This window comes from Stenotrophomonas sp. B1-1 (genome assembly GCF_010894375.1).
Taxonomy (GTDB): domain Bacteria; phylum Pseudomonadota; class Gammaproteobacteria; order Xanthomonadales; family Xanthomonadaceae; genus Stenotrophomonas.
The window spans coordinates 37,739-61,869 of sequence record NZ_JAAIUZ010000007.1 but is presented as its reverse complement, the minus strand read 5'-3'; the positions used below and the strand labels follow the sequence as shown (position 1 = coordinate 61,869).

At 67.7% G+C, this 24,131-nt stretch carries 20 protein-coding genes; 6 read left to right on the top strand and 14 right to left on the bottom strand.

Annotated features, from left to right (window positions below):
* Positions 1 to 51: 51 nt before the first annotated feature.
* The 3 genes from lpdA to G4G00_RS06220 form a co-directional block, all read right to left on the bottom strand.
* The gene (gene lpdA / locus G4G00_RS06230; protein WP_164271946.1) at positions 52 to 1,860 is read right to left on the bottom strand and encodes a dihydrolipoyl dehydrogenase; all 1,809 of its coding nucleotides are present in this window, start codon (positions 1,858 to 1,860) and stop codon (positions 52 to 54) included.
* A 106-nt stretch (positions 1,861 to 1,966) separates the two neighbouring features.
* Positions 1,967 to 3,658 carry a dihydrolipoyllysine-residue acetyltransferase gene (gene aceF / locus G4G00_RS06225; RefSeq protein ID WP_164271944.1) on the bottom strand — a complete coding sequence of 564 codons (1,692 nt, stop codon included), beginning with the start codon at positions 3,656 to 3,658 and terminating at the stop codon, positions 1,967 to 1,969.
* Between the two features lie 167 nt (positions 3,659 to 3,825).
* Positions 3,826 to 4,374, bottom strand: a complete 549-nt coding sequence (locus G4G00_RS06220; RefSeq protein ID WP_205515526.1) for a DNA-deoxyinosine glycosylase — start codon at positions 4,372 to 4,374, stop codon at positions 3,826 to 3,828.
* Between the two features lie 153 nt (positions 4,375 to 4,527).
* Here G4G00_RS06220 and G4G00_RS06215 point away from each other — a divergent pair, with 153 nt between their 5' ends.
* The 3 genes from G4G00_RS06215 to glpK all read left to right on the top strand — a co-directional run bounded on the left by G4G00_RS06215 (position 4,528) and on the right by glpK (position 8,612).
* Complete coding sequence (locus G4G00_RS06215) at positions 4,528 to 5,163, top strand: OmpW family outer membrane protein (RefSeq protein WP_108754244.1); 636 nt, start codon at positions 4,528 to 4,530, stop codon at positions 5,161 to 5,163.
* Between the two features lie 210 nt (positions 5,164 to 5,373).
* Positions 5,374 to 6,855, top strand: coding sequence for a glycerol-3-phosphate dehydrogenase (gene glpD, locus G4G00_RS06210; protein ID WP_164271937.1), 1,482 nt, complete (start codon positions 5,374 to 5,376; stop codon positions 6,853 to 6,855).
* A 257-nt stretch (positions 6,856 to 7,112) separates the two neighbouring features.
* Positions 7,113 to 8,612, top strand: a complete 1,500-nt coding sequence (gene glpK / locus G4G00_RS06205; protein ID WP_108754246.1) for a glycerol kinase GlpK — start codon at positions 7,113 to 7,115, stop codon at positions 8,610 to 8,612.
* A 69-nt stretch (positions 8,613 to 8,681) separates the two neighbouring features.
* Here the strand turns inward: glpK and G4G00_RS06200 are convergent, their stop codons facing one another.
* Positions 8,682 to 9,476, bottom strand: a complete 795-nt coding sequence (locus G4G00_RS06200; RefSeq protein WP_108754247.1) for a MetQ/NlpA family ABC transporter substrate-binding protein — start codon at positions 9,474 to 9,476, stop codon at positions 8,682 to 8,684.
* Positions 9,477 to 9,504: 28 nt separating this feature from the next.
* Complete coding sequence (locus G4G00_RS06195; protein WP_108750356.1) at positions 9,505 to 10,476, bottom strand: YafY family protein; 972 nt, start codon at positions 10,474 to 10,476, stop codon at positions 9,505 to 9,507.
* Positions 10,477 to 10,558: 82 nt separating this feature from the next.
* Here G4G00_RS06195 and G4G00_RS06190 point away from each other — a divergent pair, with 82 nt between their 5' ends.
* Together G4G00_RS06190 and G4G00_RS06185 are read left to right on the top strand one after the other, a co-directional pair.
* Positions 10,559 to 11,158: a hypothetical protein gene (locus G4G00_RS06190; RefSeq protein WP_164271934.1), complete on the top strand. Its 600-nt coding sequence runs from the start codon at positions 10,559 to 10,561 to the stop codon at positions 11,156 to 11,158.
* 107 nt (positions 11,159 to 11,265) lie between these two features.
* Complete coding sequence (locus tag G4G00_RS06185; RefSeq protein ID WP_108754249.1) at positions 11,266 to 12,042, top strand: DUF481 domain-containing protein; 777 nt, start codon at positions 11,266 to 11,268, stop codon at positions 12,040 to 12,042.
* A gap of 117 nt (positions 12,043 to 12,159) precedes the next feature.
* On the opposite strand, the gene hemC is transcribed toward G4G00_RS06185, so the two are convergent.
* The 6 genes from hemC to G4G00_RS21810 all read right to left on the bottom strand — a co-directional run bounded on the left by hemC (position 12,160) and on the right by G4G00_RS21810 (position 18,538).
* Positions 12,160 to 13,071 (bottom strand): hydroxymethylbilane synthase, encoded by a 912-nt coding sequence (gene hemC / locus G4G00_RS06180; protein WP_164271931.1) that lies wholly within the window; start codon positions 13,069 to 13,071, stop codon positions 12,160 to 12,162.
* A 508-nt stretch (positions 13,072 to 13,579) separates the two neighbouring features.
* Complete coding sequence (locus G4G00_RS06175) at positions 13,580 to 14,308, bottom strand: LytTR family DNA-binding domain-containing protein (RefSeq protein WP_108750352.1); 729 nt, start codon at positions 14,306 to 14,308, stop codon at positions 13,580 to 13,582.
* 10 nt (positions 14,309 to 14,318) lie between these two features.
* Positions 14,319 to 15,362, bottom strand: a complete 1,044-nt coding sequence (locus G4G00_RS06170) for a sensor histidine kinase (RefSeq protein ID WP_199911383.1) — start codon at positions 15,360 to 15,362, stop codon at positions 14,319 to 14,321.
* 3 nt (positions 15,363 to 15,365) lie between these two features.
* Complete coding sequence (locus tag G4G00_RS06165; RefSeq protein ID WP_108750351.1) at positions 15,366 to 16,025, bottom strand: alpha/beta hydrolase; 660 nt, start codon at positions 16,023 to 16,025, stop codon at positions 15,366 to 15,368.
* Between the two features lie 50 nt (positions 16,026 to 16,075).
* Positions 16,076 to 18,001, bottom strand: a complete 1,926-nt coding sequence (mdoH, locus tag G4G00_RS06160) for a glucans biosynthesis glucosyltransferase MdoH (protein WP_164271928.1) — start codon at positions 17,999 to 18,001, stop codon at positions 16,076 to 16,078.
* Between the two features lie 366 nt (positions 18,002 to 18,367).
* Positions 18,368 to 18,538 carry a hypothetical protein gene (locus G4G00_RS21810; RefSeq protein ID WP_199911384.1) on the bottom strand — a complete coding sequence of 57 codons (171 nt, stop codon included), beginning with the start codon at positions 18,536 to 18,538 and terminating at the stop codon, positions 18,368 to 18,370.
* Between the two features lie 216 nt (positions 18,539 to 18,754).
* On the opposite strand from G4G00_RS21810, the gene G4G00_RS06155 reads away from it, so the two are divergent.
* Positions 18,755 to 19,141 carry a DUF2628 domain-containing protein gene (locus tag G4G00_RS06155; RefSeq protein WP_108750349.1) on the top strand — a complete coding sequence of 129 codons (387 nt, stop codon included), beginning with the start codon at positions 18,755 to 18,757 and terminating at the stop codon, positions 19,139 to 19,141.
* A gap of 80 nt (positions 19,142 to 19,221) precedes the next feature.
* Here G4G00_RS06155 and G4G00_RS22100 read toward each other — a convergent pair whose 3' ends face one another.
* The 3 genes from G4G00_RS22100 to G4G00_RS06140 all read right to left on the bottom strand — a co-directional run bounded on the left by G4G00_RS22100 (position 19,222) and on the right by G4G00_RS06140 (position 23,808).
* Positions 19,222 to 21,756, bottom strand: coding sequence for a methyl-accepting chemotaxis protein (locus G4G00_RS22100; protein WP_164271925.1), 2,535 nt, complete (start codon positions 21,754 to 21,756; stop codon positions 19,222 to 19,224).
* A 546-nt stretch (positions 21,757 to 22,302) separates the two neighbouring features.
* The gene (locus G4G00_RS06145; protein WP_108754883.1) at positions 22,303 to 23,181 is read right to left on the bottom strand and encodes an NAD(P)-dependent oxidoreductase; all 879 of its coding nucleotides are present in this window, start codon (positions 23,179 to 23,181) and stop codon (positions 22,303 to 22,305) included.
* Positions 23,182 to 23,355: 174 nt separating this feature from the next.
* Positions 23,356 to 23,808, bottom strand: a complete 453-nt coding sequence (locus G4G00_RS06140; RefSeq protein WP_164271922.1) for a PA2169 family four-helix-bundle protein — start codon at positions 23,806 to 23,808, stop codon at positions 23,356 to 23,358.
* Positions 23,809 to 24,131: the final 323 nt, after the last annotated feature.

The window sequence follows — 24,131 nt, the reverse complement described above, 5'->3', positions numbered from 1 at the left end:
CAACAAAAAACCCGGCTTTCGCCGGGTTTTTGTTTACAGCGCGCGAGCGCGTTACTTCTTCTTCGGCATGTACAGATCGGTGATGGTGCCGTCGTAGATTTCCGAGGCCATTGCCACCGATTCGCTCAGCGTCGGGTGCGCGTGGATGGTGTGGCCGATGTCTTCGGCTTCGGCACCCATTTCGATGGCCAGGCCGATTTCGGCCAGCAGGTCACCGGCATGCACGCCGACGATGGCACCACCGATGATGCGGTGGGTCTCTTCGTCGAAGATCAGTTTGGTGAAGCCTTCGGTACGGCCGATGCCGATCGCGCGGCCGCTGGCGGCCCACGGGAACTTGGCCACGCCAACCTTCAGGCCCTTTGCCTTGGCTTCGGTCTCGGTCACGCCCACCCAGGCAATTTCCGGGTTGGTGTAGGCCACCGACGGGATCACCCGGGCAACCCATTCCTTCTTGTGGCCGGCAGCCACTTCGGCGGCCAGCTTGCCCTCGTGCGTGGCCTTGTGGGCCAGCATCGGGTTGCCGACGATATCGCCGATGGCAAAGATGTGCGGCACGTTGGTGCGCATCTGCCGGTCGACCGGAATGAAGCCGCGATCGGTGACCTGCACGCCGGCCTTCTCGGCATCGATCTTCTTGCCGTTCGGCGAGCGGCCCACGGCCACCAGCACGCGGTCGAAGGTGCCCTGCGCCAATGCCGGCGCCTGGCCTTCCTCGGCGGCCTCGAAGGTGACGGTGATGCCCTTGCCATCGGCGGTGACGCCGGACGCCTTGGTCTTCAGGTGCACTTCAATGCCCTGCTTCTTCAGGCGGTCGGCCAGCGGCTTGACCAGGTCCTTGTCGGCGCCCGGCATCAGCTGGTCCATGAACTCGACCACGGTGACCTTGCTGCCCAGCGCGCCATACACGGTGGCCATTTCCAGGCCGATGATGCCGCCGCCGACAACCAGCAGCGAGCCCGGCACTTCGGCCAGCTCCAGCGCGTCGGTGGAATCCATCACGCGCTTGTCGTCCCACGGGAAGTTCGGCAGCTTCACCGCCTGCGAACCGGCGGCGATGATGCACTTCTGGAAGCGCAGCAGCTGGGTGCTGCCGTCAGCGGCGGTGATTTCCAGCTCGTTGGCGGAAACAAACTTGCCCACGCCCTGCACGCTGCGGACCTTGCGCTGCTTGGCCATGCCGGCCAGGCCCTTGGTCAGCTGGTTGACGACCTTTTCCTTGTACTGGCGCAGCTTGTCCAGAGTGATGGTCGGCTTGCCGAACTCGACGCCGAAATCACCGGCATGGGCCACTTCGTCGATGACCGCAGCGGCGTGCAGCAGCGCCTTGGACGGAATGCAGCCCACGTTGAGGCAGACGCCGCCGAGGCTGGCGTAACGCTCGACCAGCACCGTGTCCAGGCCGACGTCGGCGGCGCGGAAGGCGGCGGTGTAGCCGCCCGGGCCCGAGCCCAGCACGACCATTTCGCATTCGATGTCGGCCGGCTTGCCGCTGGACAGCGCCGGCTTCGGTGCCGCCGGCTCGGCCGGGGCGCGGTGCGACGGGGTCACCGGCGGCTTGCTGGCCGGGGCGGCCGCAGCCGGGGCCGGCGCGGCGGCCTTGGCCGGGGCTTCGGCGGCGCCTTCAGCGTCCAGCAGCACGACCACGGCGCCTTCGGACAGCGTGTCGCCCAGCTTGACCTTGATTTCCTTGACCACACCGGCGGCCGACGACGGCACTTCCAGGGTGGCCTTGTCCGATTCCAGGGTCACCAGGCCCTGGTCCTTCTTCACCGTGTCGCCGACGGCGACCAACACTTCGATCACCGGCACATCGCTGTAATCGCCGATGTCGGGAACCTTGACTTCAATCGTGGCCATGGTGGTTTTCCTCGTGCCCGGCCGGGCGGGCCGGCGGGCTGTCACTGCATCTGTTCACGCGGCCGCGCCAGGGGCAGCGGCCGCACGGTGGGGGCGAAGCGCGGCCTTACAGCAGCACGCGGCGCATGTCGGCCAGTACCTGCGACAGGTACGTGGTGAAGCGTGCGGCCAGGGCGCCATCGATGACGCGGTGGTCGTAGCTCAGCGACAGCGGCAGCATCAGCTTCGGCGCGAATTCCTTGCCATTCCAGACCGGCTGGATGGAGGACTTGGACACGCCCAGGATGGCCACTTCCGGTGCATTGACGATCGGGGTGAACGCGGTGCCACCGATGCCGCCCAGCGAGCTGATCGAGAAGCAGCCGCCACTCATGTCGGCCGGGCCCAGCTTGCCGTCGCGCGCCTTCTTGGCCAGTTCGCCGGTTTCCTGCGCGATCTGCACCACGCCCTTCTTGTCCACGTCGCGGATGACCGGCACGACCAGGCCGTTCGGCGTATCGGCGGCAAAGCCGATGTGGAAGTACTTCTTCAGGGTCAGGTTTTCACCGCTGGCATCGAGCGAAGCGTTGAATTCCGGGAACTTCTTCAGTGCCGCGGCGCTGGCCTTGATGAGGAAGGCGAGCATGGTCAGCTTGATGCCGGCCTTCTCGTTTTCCTTGTTCAGCGCCACGCGCAGGCCTTCCAGGTCGGTGATGTCGGCCTGTTCGAACTGGGTGACGTGCGGAATCATCGCCCAGTTGCGGGCCAGGTTCGCGCCGGAGATCTTCTTGATGCGCGACAGCGGCTGCACTTCGGTTTCGCCGAACTTGCTGAAGTCGACCTTCGGCCACGGCAGCAGGTTCAGGCCACCACCGGCGGCCACGGCGGCACCACCGGCAGCCGGCACGCCACCGCTGAGCGCGGCCTTGACGAACTTCTGCACGTCACCCTTGGTGATGCGGCCACCCTTTTCGGTGCCGCTGATCTGCAGCAGGTCCACGCCCAGTTCGCGGGCGAACACACGCACGGCCGGGGTGGCATAGGGCACCTTGGCCGGCAGCACGCCATCGGCGTTGAACTGCACCGGCGGGCTGGACGGCGCGCCCGCAGACGGGGCGGCGGCGGCCGGCGCCGGGGCGCTGACCTGGGCCGGGGCCGGGGCGGCGGCCGGCGCGGCAGCCACCGGGGCCGGGGCAGCAGCGGCCGGAGCGGCGGCGCCCTCAGCTTCGATGATGGCGACCACGGCACCCTGCGACAGAGTGTCGCCGACCTTGACCTTCAGTGCCTTGACCACACCGGCGACCGAGGACGGCACTTCCATGGTGGCCTTGTCGCTTTCCAGCGTGACCAGGCCCTGGTCCTTCTTCACCGTGTCGCCCACGGCGACCAGCACTTCAATGACCGGGATGTCGGTGTAATCACCGATGTCCGGCACCAGGGCTTCCACCGCACCGCCACTGGCGGCCGGGGCGGCCGGGGCAGCAGCGGCCGGGGCCGGCGCGCTCTGGGTGGCGGCAGCCGGGGCAGCGGCCTTGGCCGGAGCCGGGGCGGCAGCGGCGGGCTTGGCGGCTTCGCCTTCGGCCACTTCGATCAGCGCCACGACCTTGCCCTCGGACAGGTTGTCGCCGACCTTGACCTTGATTTCCTTGACCACACCGGCGACCGAGGACGGGACTTCCATCGTGGCCTTGTCGCTTTCCAGCGTGACCAGGCCCTGGTCCTTCTTGACCGTATCGCCGACGGCGACAAGCACCTCGATTACCGGGATATCGCTGTAGTCACCGATATCGGGGACAAGTGCTTCCTTGATTTCGGCCATGGGGATAACTCCGGCAATCTGGTGTAGGGAAACGTCTATTGTGCGGCCAGCGGGGGCCAGCGCCAACCGTTACAAGTGTTTTCAGTACGCACGCCACCGGGACACGCTGTTGCCACGGGCCTGCGCGGCCTTCCAGTGGGTAGCGTATTGTCCCGCCGATGTCCGCTTCATGTCGCCAGTGCGTCGGCCACCGGCTGCCAGGCCTGGCGCAGGCGGGGCAAGGACCAGGCGGCATTGGCCGGGCTGGTGGAAGGCAAGGCCAGCACCGGCGGCGGCGCCACCAGCTGCGGCAGCACCCAGCGCCGGAAGGCCTGCGCCGCGGCGGCACCATTGCAGCCGATCAGCACCAGCGACGGCAGGGCGGCGATCAACGCAGGCAGCGCATTGGGCACTTCGCTGCCACGCACAATGTCCGCATCCAGGCTGCCGCGCCGCTGGCACTGGCCGATCACATCCCACAGCCCCACCCGCGCGGCGGCCAGCGCGTGCAGGCGCTGCGCGTAGGGCAGGTCCGCATCGAAACCGCACAGCGCGCCCAGCAGCGGCCAGAAGCGATTGCGCGGATGCGCGTAGTACTGCTGTTCCTGCAGCGATGCCACGCCCGGCATCGAACCCAGCAACAACACGCGACAGTCGTCGTTCACCTGCGCAGGAAAGCCGATGCACAGGTGTTCGACACTCACATCATCTCCAACAGCATGAACATCACGCTGCATCAAAAACCCCTTTGAAACAGCGCTTTCGCGCTGCTCGCTGAACAAGGAAAACCATTTTTTAACGCGCGTCGGATTCGATTCATGTTGGGGCGACTACGGTGTGCTCGCCCCGCAACCGGGGGCCCAAAACAAGAAACATCAGGAGATTCCCCCATGCGCTCCATCCGTATTCTGAGCCTCGCCCTGCTGACTTCCGCCGCCTTTGCGCCGGCCGCTTTCGCCCAGGACAGCAGCAGCACCGACACCGCCTCGGGCAAGCATTTTGCCGTGGTTGGCGGGGTGACGCTGCTGCAGCCGAAGAACGATCCGATCGAAGGCGTGAAGAAGGTCGATGGCGGCCCGGCGCCGACCGTCAGCTTCAGCTACTACGTCAACGACAACTGGGCCGTTGAACTGTGGGGCGCTGCCGACAAGTTCGACCACCGCGTGAAGGGCCCGGGCAATGCCCGCCTGGGCAGCGTCGAGCAGCAGCCGGTCGCACTGAGCGGCCAGTACCACTTCGGCCAGGCTGACAACGTGTTCCGTCCGTTCGTGGGCGTGGGCTACTTCCAGTCGGCATTCAGCAATGAATCGCTGTCCGATGGCAGCACCTCGGACATCCGCCTGAAGGATGCCAAGGGCGTGATCGGTACCGTCGGCGTGGACATGAACATCAATTCCACCTGGTTCGCCCGTGCCGACGCGCGCTACATGCGCTCGCGCCCGGACGTGAAGATCGATGGCGTGAAGGTGGGTGAAGCCAAGATCGACCCGTGGACCGTGGGCTTCGGTATCGGTGCCCGCTTCTAAGCACGTACCCGCTTCACTGCAATAACGCGACGGGCCCTGCGGGGCCCGTCGTCGTTTCCGTCACCCGCATTCGGTAGAGTCGAGCTTGCTCGACTGCCCTGTTCGGTAGAGTCGAGCTTGCTCGACTGTTTCTCCAGCAGTCGAGCAAGCTCGACTCTACGCGGGAGTCAGTCGAGCAAGCTCGACTCTACCTGGACACACGGGAGCCCCATGCACGAGGTAGACCTGCTGGTGATCGGCGGCGGCATCAACGGTGCCGGCATCGCCCGTGATGCCAGCGGCCGTGGCCTGCGCGTGCTGCTGTGCGAACAGCACGATCTGGCCGCGCACACTTCCAGCGCCAGCAGCAAGCTGATCCACGGTGGCCTGCGCTACCTGGAACAGGGCGAATTCGCGCTGGTGCGCAAGGCCTTGAGCGAACGCGAGATCGTCCGCCGACAGGCGCCCTTCCTGGTGCAGCCACTGCGCTTCGTGCTGCCGTGGGAACCGCATCTGCGGCCGCGCTGGATGCTGCGGCTGGGCCTGTGGCTGTACGACCACCTGGGCCAGCGCAGCCCGTCCTTTCCCGCCGCCACCGCAGTAAACCTGCAGGCCGACCCGATCGGCGCCCTGCTGCAACCGCATCTGCACCACGGTTTCAGCTACGCCGACGCACAGGTGGATGATGCGCGCCTGGTGCTGCTCAATGCACTCGATGCCGCCGGCCGCGGCGCACGCATCCTGACCGGCACCCGCTGCCTGCAGGTGCAGCAGCACGGCACGCATTGGCAGGCGCAGCTGCAGACCGCCGCCGAACCGCCCTTCGCCGTGCACGCCCGGGCGGTGGTGAACGCCGCCGGCCCGTGGGCGGGCAGCCTGCTGCAGCAGATGCACGGGGACAGTGGCGCCCCAGCGCTGCGCCTGGTGCAGGGCAGCCACATCGTGCTGCGCCGGCCCTGGCCCAGCCACAGCGCCTGCCTGCTGCAGCAGCCCGATGGCCGCGTGGTGTTCCTGCTGCCCTTTGCCAGCGACCATCTGCTGGTCGGCACCACCGATACCGACTATCGCGGCGACCCGGCACGCTGCATGGTGCTGCCTGAAGAAATCGACTACCTGTGCGCTGCAGCCAGCCGCTACCTGCGCGATGCGGTCACGCCATCGCAGGTGGTCTGGCAGTTCGCCGGCGTGCGCCCTCTGCTGGCCGACCCGGACCCGCGCGCAGCACGCCTGAGCCGCGACTACCGGCTGCAGCTGCAGGACGACGGCGCGCCCGCGCTGCACGTGCTGGGCGGCAAGCTGACCACCTACCGCGTGCTGGCCGAACAGACGCTGGAGCTGCTGCGCGGCGCGCTGCCGCAGATGGGCCCGGCCTGGACCGCGCACGGCCCCGCCCTGCCCGGCAGCGACTGGGGTGACGCCGCAGATGCCACGGCGCAGCTGCAGCAGCGCGCCCCATGGCTGCCCGCCGACCTGGCGCACCGTTGGGCCCACGCCTACGGCAGCCGCAGCGCCGAACTGCTGGGCGATGCGCGTGACCTGCCTGCGCTGGGCGAAGACTTCGGTGCCGGCCTGCATGCACGCGAAGTGGCGTTCCTGCGCGAACACGAATGGGCACGCACTGCAGAAGATGTGCTGTGGCGCAGGAGCAAGCTCGGCCTGCGCCTGGATGCAGCGCAGGCAGCGCACCTGCAGACCCGGATGCACGGCCGGTAGAGTCGAGCTTGCTCGACTTCCCGCTTCGTAGAGTCGAGCTTGCTCGACTGCCCGCTTCGTAGAGTCGAGCTTGCTCGACTGCCCGCTTCGTAGAGTCGAGCTTGCTCGACTGCCGTGGAAAGCAGTCGAGCAAGCTCGACTCTACGGCTCCCCGGCAATCCCACACCACGCCGTCCATTCGATTCCCCGGCAATCCCGCACACCGCCCCTTCCATCGCGATGCCGTAGGATTTCCCCATCGCCACCGGAGACGCTCCATGACGCCCCGCTACGTGCTGGCCATCGACCAGGGCACCACCAGTTCACGCGCCATCCTGTTCGATCACGCCGGCGATATCGTCGGCAGCGCACAGCGCGAGTTCGCGCAGATCTTTCCGCAGCCCGGCTGGGTCGAACATGACCCACGCGAGATCCTCACCAGCGTCTATGCCACGCTGACCGAACTGCTCAGCCGCGAACAGATCGATCCGCGCCAGATCGCCGCGCTGGGCATCACCAACCAGCGCGAGACAACCGTGGTGTGGGACCGCGCCACCGGCCAGCCGATCCACAACGCCATTGTCTGGCAGTCGCGGCAAAGCCAGGCCATCTGCGAGCGCCTGCGCGCGGACGGCCACGAGGCGCTGGTGCGCGAGCGCACCGGGCTGCTGATCGACGCCTATTTTTCGGCCACCAAGGTGCGCTGGATCCTGGACCATGTGCCCGGTGCGCAGCAGCGCGCCGAGCGCGGCGAACTGCTGTTCGGCACCATCGACAGCTGGCTGGTGTGGAACCTGAGCGGCGGCCAGGCCCACGTGACCGACTACAGCAACGCCGCACGCACGCTGCTGTTCAACATCCACACGCTGGACTGGGACGATGACCTGCTGGCACTGCTGGACATCCCGCGCGCCATGCTGCCGCAGGTGCGCGATTCCAGTGCGGTGTATGCGCATACGCGGCCGCAGTTCTTCTTCGACCACCCCATTCCCATTGCCGGCATCGCCGGCGACCAGCAGGCAGCGCTGTTCGGCCAGGCCTGCTTCAGCCCGGGCCGGGTGAAGAACACCTATGGCACCGGCTGCTTCATGTTGATGCACACCGGTGACCAGGCCGTGCGTTCACGCAACGGCCTGCTGACCACCATCGCCTGGGGCCTGCACGGCAAGGTGGAATACGCCCTGGAGGGCTCGATCTTCGTGGCCGGTTCGGTGGTGCAGTGGCTGCGCGACGGCCTGCGCATGATCGACCATGCCAGCCAGAGCCAGGCGCTGGCTGCGCAGGTGCCCGACAGTGGCGGCGTGTACCTGGTGCCGGCCTTCGTGGGCCTGGGCGCGCCCTATTGGCGCAGTGACGTGCGCGGGGCGATGTTCGGCCTGTCGCGTGGCACCAGCAAGGCGCATTTCGCACGGGCCGCGCTGGAGGCCATGGCCTACCAGACCCGCGACGTGCTGGATGCCATGCAGTCCGACGCCGGCATCGCGCTGAGCGAGCTGCGCGCCGATGGCGGCGCGATCGCCAATGATTTCCTGGCCGGGTTCCAGGCCGACATCCTGGGCGTGCCGTTGCTGCGGCCGCGGTTGACCGAAACCACCGCGCTGGGCGCGGCCTATCTGGCCGGGCTGGCGGTGGGGTTCTGGGAAAGCCGCGAGCAGATTGCCGCGCAGTGGGGCCTGGACCGGCGCTTCGAGCCGCAGATGGAGGCGGCCCGCCGGGAAAAACTGTACGCCGGCTGGCAGCAGGCCGTGGCCGCAACCCTGGCCTTCCACGTCGATTGAGATAGGTAGCGCCGGGCCATGCCCGGCGAATCCCGGATACGCCGGGCATGGCCCGGCGCTACCCCAACATCAGAACGCCGGCAGCACCGAGCCCTTGTACTTGGTTTCGATGAAGGTCTTCACCTGCGGGCTGGTGAGCGCCTTGGCCAGCTTCTGCACGCGCGCATCGTCCTTGTTGTCCGGGCGCGCCACCAGGAAGTTCACGTACGGCGAATCCTTGCTCTCGATCGCCAGTGCATCCTGGGTCGGGTTCAGGCCGGCATCCAGCGCGTAGTTGGTGTTGATCAGGGCCAGGTCCACCTGGTCCAGCACGCGCGGCAGCATGGCCGAATCCAGCTCACGGAACTTCAACTTCTTCGGGTTGGACACGATGTCGCGCTGGGTGGAAAGCGCGTTGGTCGGGTCCTTCAGCTCGATCACCCCGGCCTTGTGCAGCAGGATCAGCGCGCGGCTGTTGTTGCTGGGATCGTTGGGAATGACCACGTCGGCACCTTCGCGCAGCTCGGCCAGCGACTTCACCTTGCGCGAGTACGCACCGAAGGGCTCGATGTGCACGCCGATCACCTTGGTCAGGTCGGTCTTGCGATCGCGGTTGTAGGCATCCAGGTACGGCTCGGTCTGGAAGTAATTGGCGTCCACCTGCTTCTGCACCAGCTGGTCGTTGGGCTGCACGTAGTCGTTGAACACGCGCACGTCCAGTTCCACGCCTTCCTGCTTCAGGATCGGCTTGACCACCTCCAGGATCTCCGCGTGCGGCACCGCCGTGGCGGCCACCACCAGTTTCTGCGAGGGCTCACCGGACTTGCCGCAGGCGGTCAGGGCCAGCGCAGCGGCGAACAGGGGCAGCAACAGGGTCTTCTTCATGGGTGCAGGGGGTCTCTCGGGGGGAGGGTCAGGATTTTTCGTAGTTGCTCAGGGCCAGGTCAAGCAGCGCCTTGGCCTGCTCGCGCAGCATCACCGGTTCGACGATCTCGGCGTCGGAGCCGTAGTGCAGCACGTCCATCAGCAGTTCGCGCGAGACACTGTAGGGCACTTTCAGTTCGTAGCGGCCGTCGGGCAGGAAACGCCCCTGCTGCTTGGAATGCCAGTGCTCATCGGCCACCCAGCGCGCCGCCTTGGCGCTGAACAGGATGGTCGCCCAGCCCTTGGGCGCGCCGGAGAAGATGCCGTAGCTTGCGCCCAGCTGCTCGTCCAGTTCGGTGTCGGCCACGTCCCTGGCGCCCTCGTCCACCACCCGCGCCTTGTACACGCGATCCACGGCGAAACTGCGCAGGGCTTCGCGGTCATGGTCCCAGGCATCCAGGTACCAGTTGTCGCGGTAGTGGGTCAGGCGCTGCGGTGACACCGTGCGCCGGGTCGGCTCGTCGGTGGAGCGGGCGCGGTATTCAAATGCCAGCTGCTTGCGCTCCAGCACCGCCGACGCCACGGTGCGGAAGCTGGCTTCGTCGAACTTGCGGCCGCGGTGCGGAATGACCCGCACCCGGTCCACCGGCCAACTGGACACGCCGGCCTGGGCCGCCAGCAGGCCCTCGATACGCTGCTGCAGCGGCGCCAGCACCGACGACAGCACGCCGCCGCCGGTGCGCGCCAGCAGGTGCTGCGATGCCAGCAGGGCATGCAGTTCTTCCGAGCTGAGCCACAGGCCCGGCAGCTCGAAACGATCGCTTTCATCGGCCTGGTAGCGGAAGCCGGCCTCGCCATCGCCCTCGATCGGCGCCATCAGCGCATCGCGCAGGAAGGCCAGGTCGCGGTAGACGGTGGCGCGGGAACAGGCAAGCTTGTCCTGCAGCGTCGCCACCGTCACCGGGTAGCGAGCGGACTTGAGCAGACGATGCAGGGCGGTGATGCGTTCGTATCGGTCCATACCCCCGATTATGTCCGAGTCGCGGGCGTTGTGTGGGGGCTTTGGGCTATCGTGGACGCCCCCTGCCCCATGGACATGCCCGATGCGCCGGTTGCCCGCCCTGCCCCTGCTGGTCTGCCTGCTGCTGGCCAGCTGCGATCGCGCGCCCGCGCCAGCCACGGCGGCCACCCCGGTTCCCGCCGCCGATGCGGCCCAGGCGGTGCTGGCGGCCAGCCAGCGCTTTGCCGCCCTGCGCAGCTTCCACGCCGAGCTGGACGTGCGCGGCGGCTCGCGCCCGGTGCGCAGCGCGATGGACTTCGTGGCACCGGACCGCTTCCGGGTGGAAACCCCGGCCGGGGCGCAGATCATCATCGGCGACACGCTGTTCCTGCAGGCCGAAGGCGCGATCCGCCAGGTGCCGCTGCCGGCGGGCGCGCTGGAACAGTGGCGCAGCCCGCTGCCAGCCGACGCCGACCCGGCGGCCCTGCAGGTGGAAGACCTGGGCCAGCAATCGCTGGACGGCGTGGCCACGCGCCACTACCGGCTGCGCAGCGGCCCCGGCGAACACCTGGATTACTGGGTGGACGACCAGGGCCTGCCGCGGCAGATCATGCGCAGCGGCACCGCCCAGGACGGCCCCTACCAGCTGCGGCTACGCTATTCGCGCTTCAACGACCCTGCGCTGCGCGTCGATCTGCCCTGAATGGGGCAGTGGCGGCAACGCCTGCTGAAGCGCGCGCCGCGATGGGTCGGCCTGTCGTCGACCATCCAGTATCATCACCGGTTGTTAACCGCTTCGGAGAAGCCTTGATGTCCCTGCGTTTGTCCCTGCTGGTCCCCCTGCTGCTGTGCGCGCCGCTGGCCTACGCGCAGGACGCATCCGAGCTGGCGGCGATGACCTCGCCATGGAGTGGCAGCGGCGGCGAGCTGGGCTTCGCGTCGGCACGCGGCAACAGCAGCACCGAAAGCTTCAACGGCAGCCTGCGCCTGCGCTACACCGACGATGACTGGGTGCACACCATGGATCTGTTCGGCCTGCGCTCCAGTTCCAAGGTGACCGAAACCAACGACGACGGCACCACCACGCGCCGCACCAACACCACGGCCAACCGTTACACCGGCAGCGCCGGCAGCGCGTTGCAGCTGGGCGAACACCGCCAGTTGTCGGCCAAGGTACGTTTCGAGCGCGATGACTTCGCCACCTACGACCGCCGCAGCTCGCTGGGTCTGGGCTACGGTACCCGCCTGTGGAACACCGAGCGCTTCTACTTCGACGCGCTGATCGGCCCCGGTGTCAGCCGCACCCACAGCACCGAAGACGACCGCACCCGTACCGGCCTGATCGGCCAGGGCCAGTTCGAGCTGAAGTATTCGCTGACCGACAACACCGACCTGATCAACAACCTGCTGGTGGAATCGGGCTCGTACAACACCTTCGGCCAGAACGACTTCGGCGTGTCGGTGAGCATGAACGAGCACCTGGCACTGAAGGCAGGCTGGCAGGCGCGTTACAACAGCGACGTGGCCGACGACAAGCGCAAGACCGATACGCTGACCACGATGAACGTGGTCTACAAGTTCAAATAAGAAACGGTTTTGTAGAGTCGAGCCATGCTCGACTGCTTGGCCAACAGCAGTCGAGCATGGCTCGACGCTACAGAAGAAGCAGTCGAGCAAGCTCGACTCTACGGAAATCGCGTTCGGTCAGACGTTCAGCAGTTCGCCGGCGCCGGCATCGAGCAGCATCTTCGCTACCTGCTGGCCCAGCGTGTCCGGATCGCTGCCCGGCCCGACCGCTTCGGCGCGCACCGCGCGGCCATCGCTGGCACTGCCCACCAGGCCCTGCAGGTGCAGAGCATCGCCCTGCCATTGCGCGATGGCCGCCACCGGCACGTGGCAGCTGCCATGCAGCGCGCGGTTCATCGCCCGCTCGGCTTCCACGCAGGCACGCGTGCCCGCATCGTCCAGGCCGGCAAACAGGGCCATCAGGCGCGCATTGCCGCCATCACACTCCACCGCCACCGCGCCCTGCGCCGGTGCGGGCAGCCACTGCGGCGGCTGCAGGCGCGCCACGATGCGGTGGCCCAGCCCCAAACGCTCCAGCCCAGCCACCGCCAGCACGATGGCGTCGTAGCCGCCGTTGTCCAGCTTGGCCAGTCGCGTGTTCACGTTGCCGCGCAGATCCAGCAGTTGCAGGTCGGGGCGCAGTGCGCGCAACTGGGCCTGGCGGCGCAGCGAGGACGTACCCACGCGGGCACCGATCGGCAGCGCATCCAGCGAGGCATAGAGGTTGGAGACGAAGCCATCGGCCGGGTCGTGCCGGGTGAGCATGGCCGGCAGCGCAAAGGGCGCATCCAGTTCCATCGGCACGTCCTTCAACGAATGCACCGCGCAATCGGCCTCACCGCGCAGCATGGCCAGCTCCAGTTCCTTCAGGAACAGGCCCTTGCCACCGATGGCGGCCAGCGAGCGGTCCAGTACCTCATCGCCGCGGGTGCTCATCGGTACCAGTTCCACGTGCAGGCCCGGGTGGGCCTGGCGCAGGCGGTCGGCGACGTGTTCGCTCTGCCAGAGGGCGAGCGGGCTCTTGCGGGTGGCGATGCGGACGGTTTCCATCAGCACATTATCGCGCCTCCGGCGCGGATACGGCCAACGGCGGAGCCCCTCGTGGCGGGTGCGGTGGGCTGGATCTATCGCGCTTGGCCGGGGCGGTGGGGTCAGGCGGGGACGCCGTTAACCCATCCATGGGGGCTTGGCCGCGGCATCCATGCCGCGGACACCCCGCCTGACCCCACCGCCCCGGCCACTGACAGTTTCCGTGCGCCGCCGCCACGGAAGATCAGAAGAAAAGAGCAAAAGCGGGTCGCTTCGCTCTGAGTCGAGCGTGGCTCGACTCTACATTTCTTTCCCCACCCGACAACAACTCGGCTCTTGCCGGGCGCGCAGGATTGCGCGCGCGAGCAAGGCGCCTACGAGCCCCCATGGATGGGTTAACGGCGTGTCCCGCGCCCCCACCCCGGCCCGACCCAGCACGTAGAAACAACGAGCCATGACCCGCTGTTGCTGTTGCTGTTGCTTCAGATGTTGCTCGTAAGCGGTCGCGGCCGCAGGCCGCGCGGCCCCCCTACAGATGCCGTACTTCCTGCTTCAGCGTCGCCACGCAGCGGCGGCTGACTTCCAGCGGCTGCTTGCCGTGGCGCAGCACCGCCTGCACCTGCCCGCCCGTGCCACGCCGCAGTTCCACCAGCTCGTGGCGCGCCACCAGGCAGTTGCGATGAATGCGTACGAAGCGGCTGGCGAACTCTTCCTCCAGCGACTTCAGCGATTCCTCGATCAGGTCTTCGCCGCGTGCGTGGTGCACCACCACGTACTTCTCTTCGGCCTGCAGGTAGTGGATGTCGTCCAGCGGAATCAAGCGCAGGCTGCCGCGCAGGCGCGCGCACAGCATGCTGCGGGCCTGGCCACCGTTGTGCTGCGGCTGGCCATCACGACCGGCCAGGAACGTCCGCGCGCGGGCGATCGCCGCGGCCAGCCGCTCGGCGCGTACCGGCTTCATCAGGTAGTCGATGGCGGCCGCTTCGAACGCCGACAGCGCATGTGCATCGTAGGCCGTGCAGAACACCACCGCCGGGCGCGGTTCGAAACTGGCCAGGTGGCGGGCCGCTTCCAGGCCATCCAGCCCCGGCATGGCGATGTCCAGCAGCACCAGGTCCGGTTGCAGTTCCGCACAGGCGTGCAGCGCCTGCTCACCGTTGCCGGCTTCGGCCACCACCTCGATGCCCTCCTGCGCGGCCAGCAGGCTGCGCAGGCGTTCACGGGCCAGCGGTTCGTCATCGGCGATGACCACCCTCACGGTCGCTCCTTCATTGGATCGGCACTGTCACCTGGCAGGCATAGTAGCCTTCGCTCCAGCCCGCCGTCATCCGCGCACCGCGGCCAAAGCGCCAGGCCAGGCGATGACCGATGCTGTGCTGGGCATGGCCCGCGCCACGTGCCAGCGCCAGCCCCGGCGCCTGCGGGTCAGGTGCGGGATTGCGCACGGTGATCTGCAGTTCATCGCCCTGCCGGGCCAGGTGCAGTTCAATCGTGCCACCTTCCGGCAACCGCGAAATGCCGTGCAGCACCGCGTTTTCCACCAATGGCTGCAGCACCAGGCGTGGCATCGGCAGCTCCCACGGCAGCGGTTCGTCGCGTTGCCAGCGCACCTGCAGGCGATCGCCCAACCGCAGCGACTCAATGGACAGGTAGCGCTCGGCCAGTTCACATTCTTCGCGCAGGGTGGCATCGCCCTCGCCCGCGCCCAGCGCCGCACGGAACAGATCGGACAGATCCAGCACCGCGCGCTCGGCCACGGCCGGGTCACGGTGCAGCAGGCTGGCGATCAGGTTCATGCTGTTGAACAGGAAGTGCGGGCGGATGCGCGCCTGCAGCGCATCGGCCTGTGCGCGTGCATTGGCCCGCAGCTGCGCGGCCCAGCGATCACTCACATAGAAATAGCGCAGCGCCAGCGCGGTGATCAGCGCGGTGGTGGCGGCACTGCCCAGGGTGAAGCGCAGGAAGCTGATGCCACGCGTGAAGTTGTCACCCAGGACGGCATACAGCGCATGGATGATGGCCGCGCAGGCCACGGCGATCAGCGCCGCCAGGGCCACGGCGGCGACCGCGCCCAGCGATTCGGGCAGGCGTGACAACGGCCGCCGCAGCGCACACAGGCTGATGCTGACGGCCAGCGCCAGCCACAGGGCGAAGCCGCTGGCCGAAGCCAGCTCGCCCAGCGTCCAGTGCCGGCTGCCATCGGGCGCCAGCGCCAGCACCACCACCACCAGCTCGGCCAGGCCCAGCATGGCGGCCAGCCGCGGCAGGCGGCACAGTTCCGGCATCCATGGGGCGGCGCTGGCAGCGGCCATGGCTCAGGCCACGCCCAGCCGTTGCTGCAGCCAATCGCCCAGCGCGTCGATTTCCTCGGCGCAGACCTGGTGGGCCATCGGGTAGCTGTGCCACTGCGGCTGCAGCCCCAGATCGCGCAGCACCTGCGCGCTGTGCTCGGCCACCGGCAGCGGAATGACCGGATCGCCAGTGCCGTGGGCCATGAACACCGGCACATCCACGGCGCCTTCCACACGGGTGGCGCTCTGCGCGTCGGGCAGGTAGGTGGACAGCGCGATCAGGCCGGCCAGCGGTGCGGTGCGCGCCAGCGCGGCGCTCAGGATCACCGCCCCACCCTGCGAGAAGCCCGCCAGGAAGATGTGGTCGGCGGCGATGCCGCGCTCGATCTCGCGGGCGATCAGCGCGTCCAGCTGCGCCATCGATTCACGCACGCCGGCCATGTCGGCGCGCGAACGGAAGTCCATGCCCACGATGTCGTACCAGCCCCGCATCGGCACGCCGTTGTTGATGGTGATCGGCCGCACCGGCGCGTGCGGGAACACGAAGCGCAGCGCTGGCCAGTGCGGGCGTACCAGTTCCGGCACGATGGGTGCGAAGTCGTGGCCGTCGGCGCCCAGGCCGTGCAGCCAGATGACCGACCACTGCGGCGAAGCGCCGGTTTCCTGTTCCACCGTTTGCAGCATGTTGCGGCTCCTGTACGTTCGAGCCGCATTATGCCGGTGCCACGCGGGGATCAGTACAGCGGCGGCTGTTCGGCAGCCTCGCGGCGCAGCTGCGCGGCGCGCACCAGTACCGGCGGCGGCAGATTCTCTTCGGGAATATCCAGCAGGCCCAGGCGATGCAGGAAGGCACCGGGCGCGCGCGAGGAGGTCAGCGCCACCACCGGAATGGCCAGCACCATGCCGATCACCACCGGCGCCATCCAGGCCGCCAGTGACGGCGACACGGCCCACGCCAGCAGGCCCATGAACGCGCCGAACAGGCCCAGCCCGCCGTAGCCGCGTACCAGCGCCCACCAGGAAATGCCGCCGTCGTCGCGCTGCTGCGCATCCCAGCCCGAATCGCGCCCGGACAGCACTTCGGCCACGCCGCGCGACTGCACGTACATCACCACCGGCGCCATCAGCGCCGCCAGCACGGTTTCCACCAGCATCGACACGAACGCACGGATCGCACCGCCACAGCCACGGCGGTCCACCGGGTCCAGCAGCATGGCCAGGTAGCCCAGCACCTTGGGCATCAGCAGCACGGCCATGGTGGCGCCGAACAGCCGCACCACCTGCACTTCATCCTGCGCACGCCAGTAGACGCTGGGCGACAAATGCAGCACCGCGTTGAAATCGATGCCTTCCTGGAACAGCGGGATGGCGATGCCGATCAGCATCAGCATGCCCCACATCGGCGCGGTGAAGTAATGGCCGATGCCGATCAGCATGTGCACCCGGCTGATCCAGTGCAGGCCACGGCTGCCCACTACCTTGCCGTGCTGCAGGTTGCCCTGGCACCAGCGGCGGTCGCGCACCAGCAGATCGGTCAGGGTGGGCGGGCCTTCCTCATAGCTGCCGCCCAGGTACGGCACCATGTGCGCGGCCCAGCCACCGCGGCGCATCAGCGCGGCTTCCACGAAATCGTGGCTGAGCACGTGGCCGCCGAAGGGCTTGCGCCCCGGCAGCGCCGGCAGCCCGGCGTGGTCGGCGAAGGCGCGGGTGCGGATGATTGCGTTGTGGCCCCAGTAATTGCTCTCGGCACCGTGCCACCAGGCCACGCCGCGGGCGATGACCGGGCCGTACACGCGGCCGCCGAACTGCTGCATGCGGGCGAACAACGTACGACCGCCGATCACCGACGGCAGGGTCTGGATCAGGCCGACGTCGGCGTTGTGTTCCATGCCGGCCACCAGGCGCACGATGCTGTCGCCGGTCATCAGGCTGTCGGCGTCCAGGATCAGCATCTGCGGGTAGGCACCGCCGAAGCGGCGCACCCAATCGGCGATGTTGCCGGCCTTGCGGCCGCTGTTGTCGCTGCGGCGGCGGTAGAACAAGCGCACCTGGCCGTCGGGCACCAGCTCGCGCAGTTCGTTGAACACCACCTCTTCGGCGCGGGCGATGTCCTCGCGGCGGGTGTCGCTGAGCACGAAGAAATCGAAGCGCTGCAACTGGCCGGTGGCCGCCACCGATTCATAGATGGCACGCAGGCCGGCCAGCAGGCGGCGCGGATCTTCGTTGTAGGTGGGCATCAGCAGCGCGGTCCGGCTGTGCACCACCGGCAGCGGCTTGTCCGGGTCGATGCCCAGGCGGTAGCCACGGTCGAACACCGCGGTCAGGAAGCCGGCCACGGCACTGGCGAAGGACAGCGCGATCCAGGCGAACAGGCCGACGAACAGCACCAGCAGGCAGGCTTCCAGCACGCTGATGCCATTGCCCGACAGCACCCGCCACATCATGCGGGTGGCGGCGGCGGTCATCACGGCCGTGCCGCCCAGGATGTACAGGCGGCGCAGGCCGATCAGGCGCGGCGAGGTGCGGTGGCGGCGCACCTTCAGCGCGCCCTCGCCCAGGCTCTGCTCGGGCATGACCAGCGGCGATTCGGCAGGCAGCAGGGCCCAGCCGGCATCCAGTTCCGGGTTGCCCGTGCTCGGACTGTGGGTTTGAACTTCCATGCAGGCCTATTCCGCCCAGGCGCCGCGCCCTGCCATCCCGGCCGGGCTGCATGCACCAAGGTTCCCGGCGCGCCTTCCCGGCGCCCGCACTTGTCCACTCTGCGGGGGCTTCACGCCGCGCAGTCGATGTCTGTCACTACCGGAACCCACACGATCTCCAACGGGGCGGAATCGAAAAAATGCGGCCCAGTCTAGGCGGGCAAATGTAAGCCCAGTGCGAAGGTTTGCGCCGGGAAATGTCCCCATTCAGCGATCAGCAGGCGAGCGCCGGGCTGGATCGTGACAAATGAGAACAACTCTCATGAACAGGCGCTGGGGTGGGCCGGTCGCGCTGGTCAGCCAACGCGATCCCGGCCCCGGCGGGTATCACTCGTCGGCCAGTGCCGGTGTGTTGGCGGCACCACTGGCCGCCGCGCGCGCGCGCTCCATCGCCACCGCCAGTTGCTGGCGGGCGAGCAGTTGTTGTGCCTGCACCACTTCAGGTGTCGGCAGAAGCACCGGTCCCGGTGCGTTTTCCGGTGTAGCAGCTGTGGTCATGCAACCTCCATGGACATTCCGCCAACGCCTGGATGAAGCCGGGGCGCCAGCGGAACTGCGCACCCTATCCTAAAAACAAGGCGGGTGGGTGACGGTGCGACCGCCCGACGCGGCGAATTCCTGAGCAAGGCGTCACATTTTTGACGCGACCCTGTACCACCTGAATGCGCCGCCATTTATCATGAAAACGTTTTCTTACAGGGATGTCCCTACTCAATGAATGCCGTAGACCTCTCCCGCTTCAGTCCGAAGTGGCAGTTCCGCTTTGCCTTCTACCAGCAGCACGGCGCCCCCAAGGAGCCTGGCTTCAAGCAGGCCTGGAAGGCCCTGTCCTTCGGCGACCGGCTGAAGATCAACCTGAACTTCTTCGCCTTCTTCTTCGGCGCCATCTACCTGTTCATCCTGGGCATGTGGCGCAAGGCGATCGTGGTGATCGGCATCAACATCGTGCTGATGGCGCTGGCCTTCGTACTGCCGGAAATCGTCGCCCGCGCCCTGTTCATCGCCACCAACTTCCTGGTGGCCTCCAGCACCAACTACGCCTACTACCTGGAACAGGTGAAGGGCAGCACCAGCTGGAACCCGTTTGAAGGAATGTTCTGAGCGAATCAGACCTGCGCACGGACGCGCGGCAAGGATGCAAACGACGCCCGGCCCCCGCCGGGCGTCTTCGTTTCCAGCCCTCAGGCGGCGCGCAGCACCTTCGCCGCCGTGGCATCGGCCTGCAGGCGGAAGCGCGACACCGCCACCGCCAGCTGTTCGGCCTGCTCTTCCATGGCCCGCGCAGCGGCCGTGGCTTCTTCCACCAGTGCGGCGTTCTGCTGGGTGGTTTCGTCCATCTGCACCACGGTCTGGTTCACCTGCTCGATGCCGGCGGACTGCTCGCGCGAGGCGGCCGAGATCTCGGCCATGATCTCGTTCACCCGGCCCACCTGGCCCACGATGTCCTGCATGGTGCGACCGGCGCCGTGCACCAGCTGCGCACCGGCACCGACGTGGGCCACCGAGGCATCGATCAGTTCCTTGATTTCCTTGGCTGCTCCCGCCGAGCGCTGTGCCAGCGCGCGCACTTCGCTGGCCACCACCGCGAAACCGCGGCCCTGCTCACCGGCACGCGCCGCTTCCACCGCCGCGTTCAACGCCAGGATGTTGGTCTGGAACGCGATGCCGTCGATGACCGAAATGATTTCGGCAATACGCTGCGACGAGCTTTCGATCTGTTCCATGGTCTGCACCACCTGGCCGACCACCTGCCCGCCTTCGCTGGCCACGCCGGCCGCCGACGCCGCCAGGCTGTTGGCCTGCTGGGCGTGTTCGGCGTTCTGGCGCACGGTGGAGGTCAGCTCTTCCATCGACGCGGCGGTTTCTTCCAGGTTGGCCGCCTGCGTTTCGGTACGGCGCGACAGATCGTTGTTGCCCGATGCAATCTCGCCGGCGGCCAGACGGATGCTGGCGGCCGACTGCTGGATCTGGCCGACGATCTGGGTCAGCTGCTGCACGGTGCTGTTGGCATCGTCGCGCATCACGGCGAACACACCGTGGAAATCACCCTGCATGCGCGTGCTGAGGTCGCCGGCGGCGATTGCGCGCAGCAGCGTGGACAGCGCGGCCAGGTTGTGGTCGCTCACCTGCATCATGGTGTTCAGGGTTTCCACCATGCGGCGGAAATCATGCTCGAAGCGCTGGGCATCGCCGCGCACGGCGAAATCACCGGCAGCGGCAGCGGCGGCCAACTGCTGGATCTGATCGTTGATCGCGCCCAGGTTGTTCTTGGTGGTGGCCATGGCCGCGGTGAACACCGCCTTTTCGCCCGGCAGCGCTTCCATGTCCACGCTCAGGTCGCCCACGGCGTAGCGCTGCATCACTTCCACCAGGCGCTGGGTGACCGCATTGCTGGACGCCACCAGCTGGTTGCTGTCGGCCACCATGCGGCCGTACTCGCCCGGGAATGCCGAAGCATCCATGCGGTAGCTGATCTGCCCGGCATCGTGGCGCTGCGCCATCTCGGCCTGGGCGGCCATGACCGCCTGCAGCTGGCCACGCATGCTCTGCATCGCCTCCAGCAACCGGCCCACTTCATCGTTGCTGCGCGCGGGCATGGCCGAATCCAGCTTGCCGGCGGCCACATCGCCAGCGATGCGCACGGCTTCGGCCAGCGGACGGATCGCCAGGCGGCGCAGCAGCACGTACACGCCGGCACTCAGGGTCAGCGCGGCCACCACGCCCACCAGCAGGGTCAGCCACAGCAGCTGGCGCGCTTCGGCCACGATCACTGCATGCGGCACCACCAAGCCCAAGGCAAATCGCTGCGGTGCGTTGCCGATCTTCAGCGGCACGTACAGGCGCACGTTGCCGGCATCGTCCGGCTCGAAGGCTTCCACGGTCTTGTCGGCGGCAATCTGCTGCAGCATGGCGCGGGTGCCGGCATCGCTGCGCGGCTTGCCGATCTCGGCCGGGTTGGCCGCGGCCAGCACCACGCCCTTGGGCGACAGCAGCTCGACCCGGCCGGCGCCCATCGGTGCCAGCGTGGCCAGGTGCTTCTGCAGGGCGGCCAGCGAGAAATCGACGGTGAACACACCCAGGAACGTGCCGTTTTCCACGATCGGCGTGCTCAGCGTGCTCATCAGCACCTGCTGGCCGCCGATGTCGTAGGCGTAGGGTTCGCTGACCTTGGGCAGCTTGTCGCGGCTGGGGCCCACGTACCAGTCGGCAGAGCCACTGGCGCTGTCGGTGTAGTCGGTCATGGGCGACTGGGTCGGCTTGCCGTCCTGCCAGGCCCAGTAGCTCATGTAGCGACCGGTGGCGTCGTGCGCCTCGGTGTTCACGAATTCGGCGTCCTTGCCGTCGAAGGCATCGGCTTCCCACATGGTGCTCTTGCCCAGCCATTCCGGGTGCGCGTGCAGCTGCTCGCCGATGATGGCGGCCAGGCTGGCGCGGTCGGGCACATCGCCGCGCGCGCGCTGGGCCAGGACGGCCTCGGCCATGGCGTCGTTGCTGGCGAAGGCCGTGCCCAGGTCGGCGGCGACCTTGCGTGCCTCGGCATTGGCTTCGCTGGCCATGGTCTGGCGCGAGGCGTTGATCAGGCTGCTGCTGGCCTGGCGGTAGATCAGGAAGGCGGTCAGGCCGAAGCACAGCAGTGCGATCAGCGCGGTACCCAGCATCAGCTTGTGGGCAATGCTGCCGGGGCGACGGGCAGCCGTAGAACGGGAAGGCGACATGGAAGGATCCGCAGGTGATTCAGGACAACCGGCACCGGTGGGGGCACCGCGCAGATGCGCGATCCCTCGCGCGGGCCACCTTCCAGAAGAAGGCGCGCACCGGGTTAACGGCCGCGCGCCGCACAGGTTGAGCCGGACCGGGCGCCGAAGCTGAACGCGCTCAGTCTCGTGGTCTGGCCAGGTGCCCGGCGCGCGCGGGGCTTCATGTCCGTCGAGCAAGCTCGGCGCTACGGGGGATGCCGGTGCCGCCGGCTCGCGCCCGTTCGTAGAGTCGAGCTTGCTCGACTGGCGCGGCGCCGCCGGAATTTATGGCCGTCGAGCAAGCTCGACGCTACGGGGAATGCCGGTGCCGCCGGCGCGCGCCCGTTCGTAGAGTCGAGCTTGCTCGACTGACGCGGTGCCGCCGGCGTTCATGGCCGTCGAGCAAGCTCGACGCTACGGGGGATGCCGGTGCCGCCGGCTCGCGCCCGTTCGTAGAGTCGAGCTTGCTCGACTGGCGCGGTGCCGCCGGCGTTCATGGCCGTCGAGCAAGCTCGACGCTACGGGCTACGGCCGGGCCATCGCGCGCGGCAACACTTCAATGCTGCCGGCGGCGTACTGCTGCAGCACTTCATCCGGCCCATGGCGCGGCTGCCAGCCCAGCTGCTGCTGCAGCCGGCGGCTGTCGTATACCCGGTCGATCGACGGCGGTAGCGACCAGCCACGGCGGTCGAACTCAGCCAGCAGCTGCGGCGCGCGGCGCGCCAGCACCTGGCGAGTATCAACGGCCAGCTGCAGGCAATCCTCGCGCTGGAATGGACTGGCCCCGCAGGCGATGTAGCGCTGGAACGCGCCACCTTCGTCCAGCAGCAGCGCCGCATGCGCGCTGGCCACATCGCGCGCGTCGATGCCCCGATGCAGGCGGAACAGCGCCATGCGCTCGGGCGGTTCCGGGAAACAACGGCCCATGCGCAGCACCCGCACGCTGAAGCTTGCCGATGCGGCCTGCTCGGCCAGTGCTTCGGCCTGCAGCTTGCTGCGGTGGTAGATGGTGCGCGGCTGCGGGTGGGTGTCTTCGTCGATCCAGCGGCAGCCGCCAGGCACCACCGCGTGGCCATACAGCGCCGTCGTGCTGGTCAGTACGAACCGCCGCACACCCGCCTGCCGCGCCAGCTGCAGCAGCTGCGCGGTCGCGTCCACGTTCACCGTCTGGAACACCGCTTCGTCCACCAGGCCCACATGCGGCGCGTGCAGGGCGGCGGTATGGATCACCGCATCCACGCCGTCCAGGGCGCGCTGCAGTGCCGTGCGGTCAGTCACGTCGGCCACGATGCGCGTGGTGGCGAACGGGCTGCGGTCCAGCCCGATCACCTCGTGCTGCGCCGCCAGCGCACCAAAGATCGCGCGGCCGATGCGGCCGGAGCTTCCGGTCAGCAGAATCTTCATGGAATCCATTCACTCGACAGCGCCCGGAACGTACCGGGATGAAGCGATTCTAGGCAGCCCGTGCGACCACGGCGAGAGCAGCGCATTGCAGTTGTGCGCGCACGCACAGAAAGGCCCCGCCATGTGGCGGGGCCCGGGTTGGCTGGTGGGGGTCAGCCAGAAACGATCAGGCGATCAAGCGGCCTTCATTGCGTGCTTGCGGGTGCGCATCACGGCGTGGCATTCCTGCACGTCCGGCAGCCACTGGGTCACTTCCTGGCGCACGGCCGGCGGCAGGTCGTTTTCCTTCAGCACGTCCTTGAACGCCCCCAGCAGGCGGTCTTCCGACTCTTCCAGCTCGGCTACGTAGCCGTAGTTGATATCGCCGAAGGCGGCGCGCACCTTGCCGTAGAACTGCTGCATGGAACCGACCAGGGTGCCGTGCTCGGCCGGCTTGCCGCCGGTGGCCGCCACCGCGCCGCTCAGCGAGGTCACGATGCGCGCCTTGACGCCGGCGATGCGGGTGAACAGTGCCGACAGCTCGGCATCCTTCACCTTGGTGGCCGCTTCTTCATAGAAGGATTTGCCGTCGCGAGCGATTTCGATCAGGTCGTTCAGACGGCTTTCGATGGTGGACTGGGTGCTCATGGCGTGGCTCCTTTTCGGATCTGCGGGAAGGGGCAGCGGTGCATCACCGTTGCCGTGCGCAGCCACAGTGATCGAACGCGTGTGCGGTGCAGGTGAGCAGCGATTGATGCGGAAATCACGCTGTAGAACCGGCGCTGACTGCTTCACGCGGCCTTGCAGCTGCTTCACGTGATTGCAGCAATTGGTGACGCTCTTGCCTCTTCCAATGGGTATGGGCCCAAGCCTAGATTCAGCCTACGCACAGTCTCGTGCTGCCATCTGGAAAAGGCGTTTCCACAATGAACACTCTTGTCACTTCGGCATGCCTGCTCTTCCTTCTACTC

Coding starts and splice junctions, on each gene's coding strand:
- G4G00_RS06195 (WP_108750356.1), bottom strand. CDS start 10,476: ATGGACCGATACGAACGCATCACCGCCCTGCATCGTCTGCTCAAGTCC.
- mdoH (WP_164271928.1), bottom strand. CDS start 18,001: ATGGAAGTTCAAACCCACAGTCCGAGCACGGGCAACCCGGAACTGGAT.
- G4G00_RS06190 (WP_164271934.1), top strand. CDS start 10,559: ATGCGCCGGTTGCCCGCCCTGCCCCTGCTGGTCTGCCTGCTGCTGGCC.
- glpK (WP_108754246.1), top strand. CDS start 7,113: ATGACGCCCCGCTACGTGCTGGCCATCGACCAGGGCACCACCAGTTCA.
- G4G00_RS06170 (WP_199911383.1), bottom strand. CDS start 15,362: ATGGCCGCTGCCAGCGCCGCCCCATGGATGCCGGAACTGTGCCGCCTG.
- G4G00_RS22100 (WP_164271925.1), bottom strand. CDS start 21,756: ATGTCGCCTTCCCGTTCTACGGCTGCCCGTCGCCCCGGCAGCATTGCC.
- G4G00_RS06145 (WP_108754883.1), bottom strand. CDS start 23,181: ATGAAGATTCTGCTGACCGGAAGCTCCGGCCGCATCGGCCGCGCGATC.
- G4G00_RS06200 (WP_108754247.1), bottom strand. CDS start 9,476: ATGAAGAAGACCCTGTTGCTGCCCCTGTTCGCCGCTGCGCTGGCCCTG.
- G4G00_RS06220 (WP_205515526.1), bottom strand. CDS start 4,374: ATGCAGCGTGATGTTCATGCTGTTGGAGATGATGTGAGTGTCGAACAC.
- G4G00_RS06165 (WP_108750351.1), bottom strand. CDS start 16,025: ATGCTGCAAACGGTGGAACAGGAAACCGGCGCTTCGCCGCAGTGGTCG.
- G4G00_RS06215 (WP_108754244.1), top strand. CDS start 4,528: ATGCGCTCCATCCGTATTCTGAGCCTCGCCCTGCTGACTTCCGCCGCC.
- hemC (WP_164271931.1), bottom strand. CDS start 13,071: ATGGAAACCGTCCGCATCGCCACCCGCAAGAGCCCGCTCGCCCTCTGG.
- aceF (WP_164271944.1), bottom strand. CDS start 3,658: ATGGCCGAAATCAAGGAAGCACTTGTCCCCGATATCGGTGACTACAGC.
- G4G00_RS06155 (WP_108750349.1), top strand. CDS start 18,755: ATGAATGCCGTAGACCTCTCCCGCTTCAGTCCGAAGTGGCAGTTCCGC.
- G4G00_RS21810 (WP_199911384.1), bottom strand. CDS start 18,538: ATGACCACAGCTGCTACACCGGAAAACGCACCGGGACCGGTGCTTCTG.
- G4G00_RS06140 (WP_164271922.1), bottom strand. CDS start 23,808: ATGAGCACCCAGTCCACCATCGAAAGCCGTCTGAACGACCTGATCGAA.
- G4G00_RS06185 (WP_108754249.1), top strand. CDS start 11,266: ATGTCCCTGCGTTTGTCCCTGCTGGTCCCCCTGCTGCTGTGCGCGCCG.
- glpD (WP_164271937.1), top strand. CDS start 5,374: ATGCACGAGGTAGACCTGCTGGTGATCGGCGGCGGCATCAACGGTGCC.
- lpdA (WP_164271946.1), bottom strand. CDS start 1,860: ATGGCCACGATTGAAGTCAAGGTTCCCGACATCGGCGATTACAGCGAT.